Genomic DNA, 12,834 nt, shown 5'->3' on the forward strand with positions numbered 1-12,834 from the left:
GTCCTGGCGCGAGGGCTGCTGGGTGGGCGGCTGGTCCTGGTGCGGAGGCCGGGAGTCCGCGGGCGGGGTTGTCATACGCCGGACGCTAGGGCCGGCGTGCCCCGCCCGGAACGGACTCGCGGCCGAACCTCACTGGCCGGTGGACGTAGGGCCGAGGTCGGTGTCGGACCCTTTCACGTCCCGGCTCGCCTCGGACTCCGCACTCCGAGCGGCGCTCGGCCTGAGCCCGGGCCGGGCGCCGGACGCCCCGGCCCGGCCGGTGACACCGGGGCGGCCTGGCCCGGCCGCGGTGGTCGGACGGCGCCGCTCCTGGGCGGCCTCCCGGGCGGCCAGGAAGCGCTCCTGCTCCTCGGCGAGGATCCGCCGGTCCCGATCCTGTACGGGGGCGGAGGACAAGTCTCCCCTGCTGACCGGTTCACGGGTATGCACCCTGAAGAACACGAACACGCCGCCGATCACAGCGAACATCAGCCCGAACAGCGAACTCTTGAGGACGCTGGACCCGGCGACGCTGTAGCCGAAGCCCATGGCGAGGCCGAACACCGCCCCGTACATCACCGCCCGCACCTCGGAGATCACATGGTGGTGGAAGGCGGCGATGCCGTAGCACAGGGCGGTCAGGAGACCGGCCGCGATCAGCCCGATCATCTGGGACCGGAACAGCTCGGTGCCGTGGTTGTGCTCGACCCAGCCCACCCAGGCGCCGTAGCAGAGGCCAAGGACGGGTGGCAGCACCATGTCGATGGAGAAGGGCAGGGGACGGGGCCGGTGCCGGTGCCGTGCCGGGGCGGCGATGCGCGCGTTCATGGCAGATCCCTTCCGCCGGATTCCCTGATCCCCAGGTCACACCCGTCCACCGGGGACGGCAACTCGATCAGCTCGGCGGCCGCCCGGGGCGTCCTCGGCGGAGGGGGAGGGGACGCGGGGCAGCCCGGGCAACCGTGGGGAGCCGGAAGCCGTCCTTCAGGGCGGGAGCGGCCGAGGACGAGGAGGTCCGAGGCCGGGGCCCGAAGCTCGGAGTGCGACACGGGAGGCGGCGGATGTCAGCTGTGACGGCCGTCTCACGCAGCGCGTCGCCGGGAGGCATGGAAGGGGCTCGCGGACCGGCTTCGGTACGGGGCCTGACCTGCACTTCCGAAGGGTTGCGATCAGGTATCAGCGAGCTGCGGCCGGACAGGGTACTGCATGATCACAAATCCGGTTCGACATCGGGGGAATTCTGTCCTGATTCCAGTCGTTGTTTCCATCGAACGGGGCACCCGAGAGACAGTCGATCAGGTGCCGGTAGGTGCCAGTGGGAGCCACGGAGCGCCGCTCGGTGGCACAGGCACAGGCCGTAACCCGTTCACGTCCCGCGACCGACTCATCCGACTCATCGCAAGGGAGCATCACGCATGGCAACCCGTGCCGTCGCCCGTCGTCAGAGCAGCAGCAGCGGTGCTGGCGGGGGCAGCAGTGTTCGCGCCGCAGGCGGAGAGATCGCTGACCGCGACCTGGTCGGCATGTATCTCGACGAGATCGCCCGCACACCGCTGCTGGACGCGGCAAGGGAGGTCGAGCTCTCGCAGACCATCGAGGCCGGCGTGTACGCCCAGCAGCTCCTGGACGGGGAGATCGAGCCGGCCGGGGCGGAGGGCGGCGAGGCCTCCGCGTCCAGCGGTGCCAGCCGTCAGGAGCTGGAGGCGGTAGCCGCCGAGGGTGCCCGCGCGAAGGACATCTTCATCCGGTCCAACCTGCGACTGGTGGTGGCCGTCGCGCGCCGCTATCCCCGCAGCGGTCTGCCCCTCCTGGACCTGATCCAGGAGGGGAACGCGGGCCTGGTGCGTGCGGTCGAGAAGTTCGACTACACCAAGGGCTTCAAGTTCTCCACCTACGCGACCTGGTGGATCCGGCAGGCCATCACCCGGTCCATCGCCGACCAGTCGCGCACCATCCGGCTGCCCGTCCACCTGGTCGAGGAACTGGGCCGGATCCGGCGGGTGCAGCGCGAGTTCAACCGGGAGAACGGCCGCGAGCCCGAGCACGCCGAGATCGCCGCCGAGCTCGGCACCAACACCGAGCGCGTCTCCGATGTGCTGGACTGGGCACGCGACCCGGTCAGCCTCAACATGTCGGTGGACGACGAGGGCGAGACCCAGTTCGGCGACCTGCTGGAGGACACCTCGGCCGTGTCGCCCGAGCAGTCGGTGCTCACGCTGCTGCGCAGCGAGGAGCTGGAGGGCCTGATCGGGCGGCTGGACGACCGCACCGCCTCGATCATCAAGGCTCGCTACGGCATCAACGACGGACGTGAGCGCACGCTCACCGAGGTCGGCAAGGAGCACGGGCTGACCCGTGAGCGCATTCGGCAGATCGAGAAGCACGCCCTGCTGGAGCTGAAGAAGATGGCCCACGACACGGGCTTCGACGCCGCCGCCTGATCCGGCGGCCCCAGGACGGGAGCCCCGGCGCATCTCCCCCCCAGCGCCGGGGCTCCCTCATGCCTGTCTCTGCTCTCTGCGTTCCCTGCGTTCCCTGTGTTCTCTGTGTTCTGGGTTCGCTGTCCCCCTGCCCGTGCGCCTACCGGATCGATTCTCAGGCCCCGAAGCCGCCGTCCACCGCGATGGACGCACCGGTGATGTAGCGGCCCTCGGGGCCCGCGAGATGGGCCACGGTCGCGGCGATCTCGGCCGGCTGCCCGTACCGGCCGAGCGCGGTGAAGCCGCTCTGCGCGGCGGCGCTCTCCCCGTCGGCGGGGTTCATCTCGGTGTCGATCGGGCCGGGGTGCACCAGGTTGGCGGTGATGCCGCGCGGGCCGAACTCGCGGGCCAGCGCCTTGGTGAGTCCGGTGAGGGCGCTCTTGCTCATCGAGTAGAGGGTGCCGCCCGGGAAGACGACGCGCTCAGCCATGCAGCTGCCGATGGTGATGATCGTGGAGCCCTCGGTCAGATGCGCGCTCGCGGCCTGAGCCGCGATGAACGGCGCCCGGATGTTGACCGCCAGCACCCGGTCGACATCTGCCTCGGCCAGGTCGCCGATCGGCCCCAGCACGCCGGTGCCCGCGTTGTTCACCAGGATGTCGAGCCGCCCGAGTTCGGTGACCGCACTGTCCACGGCGGCCCGAACCGCCACCGAGTCCGCGCTGTCGGCCGGTATCGCCAGAGCCTTGCGACCCAGCGCCTCGATCCGCTCGACCACTTCGGCGGCGGCGGTCTTGTTGCTCTGGTACGTCAGCGCCACATCGGCGCCTTCCTCGGCGAGCCGGACCGCGATCGCCGCACCGATTCCCCGGCTGCCACCGGTCACCAGGGCCGTCTTGCCAACGAGTGAAGACATGATCGCTCTCTTTCGCGAGACGTCGAGCGCCCCTTGGGGGATCGCTCGCACGGGAGTGTCGGATGGTCCACGGGCACGGCGGTGCTGGGGCTCGACCTCGATGGCCGCGCCCCCGATGCCCCTGCCCGGGTACCTGAGTCGATCTTCGCCAGGCCCGCGCGGAACGTCCGGCGGCATTCAGACATCGATCTGACGGCCGTCGCCGGAGGCGGGGCGAGGCCGACTTCCCCGCCCGTACGCCGGGGCCAGTCGGCCGACAGCGCGGGCTCACCCGGCGGCCTCCCTGACTCGTGCGCGGGCCTGCGCGGGCCAGGGACGGGCGCGGTGCGACAGCGGCGCCGGCCGGGCCGGTCCCCCTACCCGGGCCACCTACGTGTGCGCACGGACGGTGGCGGTGGTGGGTGCCGGCGGGTCGGTCCCGGCCCGGGCCACCTACGCGTTGCCCCGGGCGGCGATGGTGGGTGCCGGTCCGGCCGTTCCGAGTCCGGATCACCTACATGTGCGCATGGTGTGGTGGCAGTGGTGGTTGCCGGCATGGTTCGGTCCCGGCCGGGCCGCCTATGTGTGCCCACGGGGGATGGCGGTGATGGGGTGCCGGTCCAGCTGGTCGGGGCCCGGATCACCTACGTGTGCACTTGGTGTGGTGGCGGTGGTGGGTGCCGGCATGGTCGGTCCCCCGCCCGGGCCAGCCACGTGGGCACACCGTCGGATGGCGGCCGTGGATCGGCTCAGCCGGTCTACCCCTGGTCCACCTGCGCACATCGGGTGATGGCCGTGGGCGGTGCCGACTCAGTCGGCCGGGCCGTACAGCTCCCGGTAGGAGGGGAACACTCCGCCCGGCCCGTCCACCCCCTCCGCGCAGAGCGTCGCGTCCAACACCGCGCGGGCGACGGCGTCCGCCCCGGCCGCGAGGATCTCGTTGAGTGCGACGATCTCCGGGTGCCCGGCGGAGACCGGCTGGGCGGAGGCGTCCGAGCCCTCCGGCATTAGCGGGCGTTCTCCGGTCGCCAGAGCGAACACGGTGTCCCCGTCGGCCAGCAGGTGCACCGGCCGGACCGCCCGGGCCAGGCCGTCATGCGCGGTGCCGGCCAGCTTCTGGGCCTGCGCGCGGGTGAGCACGGCGTCGGTGGCGACCACGACCAGCGTGGTGTTGAGCGGGGGCTGCGCCGAGGAGGCCGATCGACGCAGTGACTCGGCCTGCGCCTCCGCCAGTCGCCGCTGTGCTTCGGCATGCACGGCTGGGGTGGGCGGGTGGCTGAGGCGGGGTCGCACGCCTACCCACCCGCATCCACCGCCGGGCCTCCCGCCCGCGCCAACCCCCTGGCTCGGGCCGCTCCCCAGGTGGTCGGCAGGGGCGTACCCCTGGCCGTAGAGGGCACCGGAGGAGAGATCGAACACGGACCCCAACGCGTTCACCACCGCCAGCGCGGCCACCGTGAAGCCGGACGGCAGCAGCAGGCTCGCCGTTCCGGTGCCGCCCTTGAGCCCGCCGGCCACGGCACCGGTCCCCGCGCCGGTGTTGCCCCTGGCCACCGGGGCGCCCGGGCGGGAACGTCCCGCGGCCTCGGCCGCCGCCCGGCCCAGCGCGGCATCCGGCCGGGCTCGCCAGTCGCCGCCTCGGCCGAGGTCGAAGAGCGCGGCGGCGGGGACCACCGGGACCACCTGTGTCGAGTGCGGGCCGACCCGGAACCCGCGGCCCTGTTCCTCAAGCCAGGCGGCGACCCCGGAGGCCGAGTCCAGGCCGAAGGCGCTGCCCCCGGTGAGCACCACCGCGTCGATGCGCTGCACCAGATTGCGCGGGTCGAGGGCGTCGGTCTCCCGGGTGCCGGGCCCGCCGCCCCGGACGTCCACGGCCGCCACCGCGCCGCCGTCCGGGGCCAGCACCACCGTGGTACCGGTCAGCCAGCCCTCGCCGATGCGTTGGGCGTGCCCCACCCGCAGGCCGACGACATCGGTCAGCGCGTCCTGAGGGCCGGGCCGCGGTCCGGGGGCGGGCGCGGACCCGCCAGGGTGCCCCGGCCCCTGTTGCGAGCCCCGAGGCCTCGCAGGCCCTCGTTGCCTCTCCGACTCCGGCCGACGGTCCGGCTCGGTCCCACATCCCGCCTCTGCCCCGCGTCCTCTCCCGGCCTGATGTCCCGATTCGGTATGGCGCCCCGCCTCTGCCCGGCGTCCTTTCCCAGCCTGATGTCCCGATTCGCTTTGCCGACCCGGCTCTGGCGGGTGTCCTTTCTCGGCTCGAAGTCCCGGCTCGTTTTGGCGTCCTGTCTCTGCCTGGGGTTCGTCCTCGGCCCGATGACCTGGCTCGGCTCCACGTCCCGGCTGTGCCGGGCGTCCCCCCTCGGCCCGGTTGCCGGGCTCCTCGCCGGTCCCCGACCTTCCTTGGCGTTCGGGCGGTTCCGGCTGTCCCTGCTGCGGCATGGCGTCAGCTGTCGGCATGGCATCCATGGGTAGCACGTCGGTGCGGCCGGCGTACGTGGAGCGCGTCGACAACACCGCACGGCGAGCCACGGCGAGGGCAAGGTCAAGCGGCGGCGGTACGGCTCTGCCACGTGGTGAGGGCGACGCCCACCGCGACCGAAGCGGCGCACACCAGACCGGCCGTCAGTACCGCCAACCGGCCCGCCGCCGTACACAGCAGCACCAGCGCCGCAGAGACCGGCAGCGTCAGCTGGCCCACGCCGCGCTTGTGGTGACGGGCGTGCAGCAGCCAGACGGTGAACAGGAACAGCGCGCTGGGCACCGTGACGGCAGCCGCCGCGGCTGAGGCCGTGATGTGCGCCTTGCCGGTGGCCTGCTCCACGGCGACCTCGATCCCGGCGCCGATCCCGGCGGCGGAGGCGAAGATCAGGTAGTGGCCGTAACCCCACAGGAAACCCTCTTGATGGGAGGCCAGATGCTCGTGGATGGGCACCGCGAAGTAGATCCACCAGGCGGCGAAGACGATCAGCAGCCCACCGCACGCGATCGGCAGCAGCTCGCCCAGTACGGCCGACTCGTCCAGCGCGGACTGCACCGCGACCGTCGCCGCCGAGATGGTCTCGCCCAGCACGATGATGGTGAACAAGCCGTACCGCTCGGCGATGTGGTGCGGGTGCCAGCTGGTGCGGTAGTGGCGCTCGGCCCGGAGAGGCACCGACAGCTCCAGGACCGCCATCACCAGGAACAGCCAGGGCCGGGCGTGTTCCGGCAGTACCACCAGCCCCAGCCAGCCGACCTGGCAGGCGGCCACCCCACCCGCGTACCAGAAGGCGCAGCGGCGCTCCTCGCCGGTGGTGGAGGCGGCTGCCCGCAGCCACTGGCTGACCAGCGCCAGCCGCATCACCGCATAGCCCAGCCAGACCACCGTGAAGTCGTGGCGTTGAGCCGCGCGCGGCACACCCGCCGCCAGGATGAGCACTCCGGCGATCTGAATCAGTGTGACGACGCGGTACGGCACGTCGTCCACGTCGTAGGCGGAGGCGAACCAGGAAAAGTTCATCCAAGCCCACCACACGGCAAAGAACAGCATCGCGTAGTCTGCGACTCCGAGGCCGGGGTGCCCCTCGGCCACCTTGTGCACCAGCTGCAGGCCCGCCTGAGCCACCGCGACCACGAAGCACAGGTCGAAGAACAGCTCCAGCGGGGTGGCGGCGCGGTGGAGTTCGGTACGGTCCCGTGCGGTCATCCGGCGCAGCGGGGTGGCGGGGCGGGCGTGCCCGGTGCCGAGGGTGTGCTCGTCGGCCATGGACGCGGGTGCCCTTCTCCGGCGCATCGGGTGGGCCGTCAGCGGTGACGCGGGCCGACCATGCCATGCGGTGTCGAGAGGTATGTCTGCCTTGGGGGCAATGATCGACTATCGGGCGACTCTCCGCGACGTATAGCAGACGTTGACTCGACGTTGATGCCGGTGCGCCAGCCTGATCGGCATGCAGACTGACTCCGTCCGAACGAACATCAATGTGGCCCGTACCGCTCGGACGGACAGGCTGCACACCCTCGGTGCCACTACCCGCCAGATCCGCCGGGTGGCGTTGCGCTGGATAAGCGAGCCGGACCGCACCGAGGAGCTGACGCACGGCGAGCTGCTGGACCAGGCAGCTTGTGCGGCCGAAGCGTTGGTCCGGCTCGGGGTGCGGGCCGGGGACCGGGTGGCGGTGCATTTGCCGCTCGTCCCCGAGTCCGTGATCGCCACGCTTGCCTGCGGACGGATCGACGCGGTGCGGTGCAGCATGCCGGTGGGGCTGCGGGCGCATGAGCTCCGCGAGCATCTGAGGGAGTCGGGAGCCCGGGTGCTGATCACGGCCGATGGCGACCTGCGGGCCGGTGAGACGCGGGCGCTCAAGGCGCTGGCGGACCGCGCGGTGGAGGGCTGCCCCGAGGTGCGGAACGTGCTGGTGGTGCACCGGGTGTCCCGCCCGGTGCCGTGGACGCCCGGCCGCGACCTGTGGTGGCACGAGGCGTTGGGCGGCAACGGACCGGTGGCGTCCTGCGGGCACACCTCCCGGGGGCCCGTCGGGGGAGCTCGTACCCTGGAGGTATGAGTACCGCCCCCGCCCCTGGACCGCGCGATCCGTCGACAGCACTGATCTTCGATGATCCGCTCGCACAGCAGTCAGCGGACGATACGGACCGTGGGTGGGGCGAGCGGGCCCCCGGCGGCGCCGATGGCGCCGCCGACCTCTCCCGCTTCCTGGACGAGAAGCCGCCGCACCACCTGTGACAACGGCCCGCCGCCCGGACTCGGACTCCGAAGTCCGTGGCAGGCCCCTCGCCTCGGAAGCGTGGAGGCCGCGCCGCGTTTGTCGACCGAAGCGTCGCAGGGCTCGCACGACAGCCCGATCCTGACCGCCCTGGTCTGAGCATGCGCTGTCGCGAGGAGAACGCGCCAAGATCCGCAGGGCGGTAGACAAGCCCCGGAAAGCAGCCGACGCGGCCTGGAGGGCACTCAGCACAGGGTCACCGCCAGTCGTGCGTTGGCCGATGCGCCCACCAGTGCGGTGGCGGTCGGCCGCGGGACCGCGAGCACGATCAGCGCACCGCCGCCGTCGGCCATGTCGGCCATGTCGGCCCCGGACGGCTCCCCGGGCAGCCGTACGACGCGTGCCGCCCGTGCCACCACACGGGCCTTCGAAGCCCCGCCGCTATCGGCAGCGGCCAGTACGTCCACCCGGTCCCCTGGCCGCAGCAGCCGCACCGAAGCCGCGTCGGCGATCCGCACCGGGGCCGAGACGGTCTCGGCGGCGGCGCGTGGGGTGGATGTGCTGGGCATCCGAGCAGCCGCGTTCTTGCCTTCGGTTGTGGTCGGGGCCGCGCCGGCCGCTGGTGAGGTGGCCTGGCCTCGGGTGCGGCCCCGATCCTCATCGCCGGCGGCGGGTAGGCCGACCACCAGCATGGTGCCGGTCGCGGCCAGGGCCAGGGCGAGCGCCGCCCGAGGCCCGGACATCCAGCGCCGCAGCCGGTACCGATGCCGCCCGTGTACCCGCACCGGGGCGAACTCCGGCACCGCGCGGTTGGGTGGTGCCGAGCGGATCGGCGGCGCCAAGCCGGGTGTGCTCCCTGAGGCTGGTGGCCCCAAGCCGGGTGTGCTCCCTGGGGCTGGTGGCCCCGAGCCAGGCGGGCTTTCCGAAGTGAGGTACGCCGCCGCACCGGTCAGGCTTCCTGGGGTGGGCAGCGCTGAACCGGTGAGGGCTCCTGGGGTAGGTAACGCTGGATCGGGCGGGCTGCCCGGGGTGGGGCGCGCCGCGGCGCTCAGGCCTCCCGAAGTGGGTGGTCCGGAGCCGGCTGGGCTTCCTGGGCTGGGACACGGGGGAGCGGTGGCCCAGGAAGGGACCGTCGTGGGGACCGTGGGAGAGGCGGGGGACCCGGGGAGATCCGAGGGCGCCGCGGAGTGCGTTGAGGGTGCGGAGGGCGCGGAAAGGAGAGGGGGGAGAGAGGGGAGAGAGGGGAGAGGGAGGAGAGGGTGCGAAGACATGGGGGCTGCACCGCCTGTCGCTGAGGGCCGAAGCCGGTTCGTCGGTTCCCTCAGCGTGCACGCTGGCCACGGATCTCGTGGGGGCCTGTGTGCTACCCGCCGGTTGTGGATAAACGGGCCACCCGTGCAGGTGCAATCACACTGCCGTGCCTCCGCGGAGTGGTGGCGTACGGCAGTGTGATGGGCATGGTGTTCTTACGTTGCGTTACCGCGCTGCTCGGTGTGATGAGTGGCATCGTGGCCCGTGCCGCCGCGCGAAGCGGGCGATCTCGCGCCACCGCGTCAGGGCAGGTCGATCCCGGGGTTCCAGCCGTCGTGCGCGGTGGTGCACAGGCAGTCCCGGGCCTGAGTGTCGGGCAGTTCCCGGATGGTGTCGAAGAGGACCTCGCGCAGCCGGTCCACGTTCTGCGCGAAGACCCGCATGACCTCCGAGTGGGACACGCCATCGCCTGCTTCGGTACCCGCGTCCAGGTCCGTGACCAGGGTCAGCGATGTGTAGCAGAGTTCCAGCTCGCGGGCGAGGATCGCCTCCGGGTGGCCCGTCATGCCGACCACCGACCAGCCCTGCGAGGCATGCCACACCGACTCGGCGCGGGTGGAGAAGCGCGGCCCCTCGACCACCACCAGGGTGCCGCCGTCCACCGGCTCCCAATCGCGCTTGCGGGCCGCCGAGATCGCCGCCTTGCGACCGGTGGGGCAGTACGGGTCGGCGAAGGCCACATGCACCACGTTGGGTATCTGGCCCCCGGGCAGCGGCTCGCCGTCGAAGTAGGTCTGGACGCGGTTCTTGGTCCGGTCCACCAACTGGTCCGGAATGAGCAGGGTGCCCGGACCGTATTCGGGGCGCAGGCCGCCCACCGCGCAGGGCCCGAGCACCTGTCGCACGCCCAGCGAGCGCAGGGCCCACAGGTTGGCCCGGTAGTTGATGCGGTGCGGCGGCAGATGGTGCTTGCGGCCGTGCCGGGGGAGGAAGGCCACCCGGCGTCCGGCGACCTCACCGAGGAAGAGGGAGTCGCTCGGCGGGCCGTAGGGGGTCTCCACGGTGATCTCGATCACATCGTCGAGGAAGGAGTAGAACCCCGAACCGCCGATGATCCCTATGTCCGCCTGCGCACCGCTCGTCTCGACCATATCGCTCACCCTAACGGCCTCGGAGAGGGAGAGGGGCGGCCCCAGCTGGACTCGTCGGGGCCTGAATGCCAGGGCGGGACGCCAAGGGCGGACACCGGGGCGGCACGCGGCAGCCCCCGCCCCCGCGCGAGGCGGGAACGGGGGCCGTGAAGTGCGGAGGTCAGGCGGCCGAGCTGGCGCTGCCCGTGGAGGTGGAACTGGTGGACGACGAAGACGTCGACGTGGCGGAGGTCGTCGAGGACGAGCCGCTGTCGCTCTTGGCCGCGGGCTTGGCCGGGCTGCTGCTGGACGACGCGCCACGGCTGTCGTTCCGGTAGAAGCCGGAGCCCTTGAAGACGATGCCGACCGCCGAGAACACCTTCTTCAGGCGTCCCTTGCAGTTGGGGCACTCGGTCAGCGCGTCATCGGTGAACTTCTGCACCGCCTCGAGGCCCTCGCCGCACTCGGTGCACTGGTACTGATAGGTCGGCACTTGCTCCTCCTGGCACTCTCACTCGATGAGTGCTAACGACGCTCCATAGTGCAGTATTCCGGCCTGTCAGTCCACCGGAAGGGCCGTACGGTGACCGACTCCACGTGTGGCCTCCTGCCCCGTCGGGGCCGGGGACAGCCGTCCGCGCAGCGACAGCAGGGTCAGCAGCGCCAGGCTCGTACCGCCCAGTGGGACCAGGAAACCGGCGCTTGGGCCGAAGCTGTCAGCCAGTCGGCCGGCCGTGGTCGCGGCAGCCGCCTGGCCCAGTGCGACAGCCCCCGTCAGCCAGGTGAACGCCTCCGTCCGAGCGGTGGCCGGCACCAATGTGTCCACCAGCGTGTATCCATTGATCAGCGACGGTGCCACGCACAGCCCCACCAGCAGTCCGAAGAGGCCCAGCAACGGCACCGAGTGGGCCGCCCACAGCGGGGCGGTGGCCAGGGTGAGCAGCGGGTAGGCGATCAGCAGTCGGTGCTGCGGGCTGCGCCGCCAGTGGATGGCACCGCAGGCGACACCGGCCAGCATGTTGCCGGCCGCGAAGATCCCGTACAGCAGGCCGTTGATGCCCGGCTGGCCGATGTCCTCGGTGAACGCTGTCAGCGAGACCTGCATACCGCCGAAGACCGCGCCGATGCCCAGGAACGCGGCGGCCAGTGCCCGTACGCCCGGAATCGAGAGGGCCGAGGCGGCGCGTCCGGAATCGCCCGCGGCGGCGGAAGAGCCGGCCTCGCGGGAGGGCTGCGGCTGGGTGCCACGCTGCGAGGCGAAGAGCAGGCCGCCGAACAGCGTCAGCGTGGCCTCGGTGATCAGTCCGGCCGCCGGGTGCACTCCGGTGCACAGCGCGGTGGCCAGCACCGGCCCCACCACGAAGGTGAACTCGTCGGTGACCGACTCGAAGGCGGCGGCCGTGGTCATCAGCGGCGAGCCCTCAAGCCGTGCCGCCCAGCGGGCCCGCACCATCGGGCCGATCTGCGGCACCGAGGCACCGGCCGGCACGGCGGCCAGGCACAGCGCCCACAGCGGGGCGTGCAGCAGGGCCAGCGCGGTCAGCAGCGCGATGGCGCTCGCGTGCAGCAGCACGCCGGGCAGCAGGACGGCGCCCTGCCCGAAGCGGTCGGCCAGCTTGCCGCTCTGGGGCGCGCACAGCGCCATCGCCACACCGGCGGTCGCCGACACGGTGCCGGCAGCGCCGTACGAGCCGGTGGTGTGCTGCACCAGCAGCACGATGCCGATGGTGAGCATGGCGAACGGCTGCCGGGCCAGGAAGCCGGGGAGGACGAAGCTCCAGGCGCCCTTGGTGCGCAGCAGCGCACCGTAGCCGGGGCGGGTCCCCCCGGAGGCGTCGGGCTGGGTGGCGGTGCCGGAGGCGGGACCTTCGGGTCCTGCGGCCGGCGGGTGATCGTCGTGGTGCGTGGTGACCGTGGATGCCACGGCCGGGCCTTTCCGCCGTCTGGTAGCGCACTCGCCAGGGGTCTCCACGGAGCGCGCCGAGAGCTGTCCTCTCGCGCGGGACCGTGGTAGATACCGGACCGGTCGCCCTCGAACGGGGGAACCTCGGCCGCCGTGCGGTCGCGCCAGCTCTGCGTCAGACAGAGTTGGGTTGGTTATTGCCCGAACATATTAGCTGGCACAGCCATGTATCGCCCCGGTGCGCGGGGTGGAACGGACCACTGCGCGGGAGCGCGTCCGCGCAGGTCAGGCCCGTATCGGTACCGGTACGCCCAGTAGTCGACCCGTCGGGCCCGCGTGACTGGAGATCGGCTGAGGTCGCCGTCGACAGGGGTTCCCTGGTCGACCGGGACGGCCCCGGACGAGCGGGCCCCGAGCCGCCGTCAGCGATCGGTTCGCGTGCGATCGGGTGGCCCCGGGTGGTCGCACTGCGGGGCCCGGCGCCGCCGGTCGGCTCCCGTGCCGCCGACCGGCTTTCGCGCCCCATGACCCCGCGCACCCTCCCACCACCTGCGCC

The 12,834-nt window shown here is 72.2% G+C and carries 11 protein-coding genes; 3 read left to right on the forward strand and 8 right to left on the reverse strand.

Translation table 11 applies throughout. The features are described 5' to 3' along the window. Positions 1–129 precede the first annotated feature (129 nt). Complete coding sequence (locus tag E4099_RS19440; RefSeq protein ID WP_135340370.1) at positions 130–807, reverse strand: hypothetical protein; 678 nt, start codon at positions 805–807, stop codon at positions 130–132. 587 nt (positions 808–1,394) lie between these two features. Here E4099_RS19440 and E4099_RS19445 point away from each other — a divergent pair. Beyond that, the gene (locus tag E4099_RS19445; RefSeq protein ID WP_135340371.1) at positions 1,395–2,420 is read left to right on the forward strand and encodes a sigma-70 family RNA polymerase sigma factor; all 1,026 of its coding nucleotides are present in this window, start codon (positions 1,395–1,397) and stop codon (positions 2,418–2,420) included. A gap of 154 nt (positions 2,421–2,574) precedes the next feature. Here E4099_RS19445 and E4099_RS19450 read toward each other — a convergent pair whose 3' ends face one another. From E4099_RS19450 to E4099_RS19460, 3 genes are all read right to left on the reverse strand, one after another. Further along, complete coding sequence (locus E4099_RS19450; protein WP_135340372.1) at positions 2,575–3,315, reverse strand: SDR family NAD(P)-dependent oxidoreductase; 741 nt, start codon at positions 3,313–3,315, stop codon at positions 2,575–2,577. A 789-nt stretch (positions 3,316–4,104) separates the two neighbouring features. Further along, a complete protein-coding gene (locus E4099_RS19455) occupies positions 4,105–5,274 on the reverse strand; it encodes a P1 family peptidase (protein WP_245245002.1) in 1,170 nt (389 codons plus the stop codon). 562 nt (positions 5,275–5,836) lie between these two features. Beyond that, entirely contained in the window at positions 5,837–7,039 is a 1,203-nt protein-coding gene (locus E4099_RS19460) for a low temperature requirement protein A (protein WP_135340373.1), read from the reverse strand. A 181-nt stretch (positions 7,040–7,220) separates the two neighbouring features. Here E4099_RS19460 and E4099_RS19465 point away from each other — a divergent pair, with 181 nt between their 5' ends. Together E4099_RS19465 and E4099_RS19470 are read left to right on the forward strand one after the other, a co-directional pair. Then, positions 7,221–7,835, forward strand: coding sequence for an AMP-binding protein (locus E4099_RS19465; protein WP_135340374.1), 615 nt, complete (start codon positions 7,221–7,223; stop codon positions 7,833–7,835). Then, positions 7,832–8,014, forward strand: a complete 183-nt coding sequence (locus E4099_RS19470) for a hypothetical protein (protein ID WP_135340375.1) — start codon at positions 7,832–7,834, stop codon at positions 8,012–8,014. The genes E4099_RS19465 and E4099_RS19470 overlap by 4 nt, the downstream gene beginning before the upstream one ends. Before the next feature lie 225 nt (positions 8,015–8,239). On the opposite strand, the gene E4099_RS19475 is transcribed toward E4099_RS19470, so the two are convergent. From E4099_RS19475 to E4099_RS19490, 4 genes are all read right to left on the reverse strand, one after another. Continuing rightward, entirely contained in the window at positions 8,240–8,836 is a 597-nt protein-coding gene (locus E4099_RS19475; protein WP_135340376.1) for an RcpC/CpaB family pilus assembly protein, read from the reverse strand. Positions 8,837–9,547: 711 nt separating this feature from the next. Continuing rightward, positions 9,548–10,396 (reverse strand): S-methyl-5'-thioadenosine phosphorylase, encoded by an 849-nt coding sequence (locus E4099_RS19480; protein WP_135340377.1) that lies wholly within the window; start codon positions 10,394–10,396, stop codon positions 9,548–9,550. Between the two features lie 160 nt (positions 10,397–10,556). After that, positions 10,557–10,868 carry an FmdB family zinc ribbon protein gene (locus tag E4099_RS19485; protein WP_135340378.1) on the reverse strand — a complete coding sequence of 104 codons (312 nt, stop codon included), beginning with the start codon at positions 10,866–10,868 and terminating at the stop codon, positions 10,557–10,559. Positions 10,869–10,934: 66 nt separating this feature from the next. Further along, positions 10,935–12,176 (reverse strand): MFS transporter, encoded by a 1,242-nt coding sequence (locus E4099_RS19490; protein ID WP_245245003.1) that lies wholly within the window; start codon positions 12,174–12,176, stop codon positions 10,935–10,937. Between the last annotated feature and the right edge of the window lie 658 nt (positions 12,177–12,834).

Origin of the sequence: Streptomyces palmae (assembly GCF_004684805.1) — a bacterium.
In the GTDB taxonomy this organism is placed as follows: Bacteria; Actinomycetota; Actinomycetes; order Streptomycetales; family Streptomycetaceae; genus Streptomyces; species Streptomyces palmae.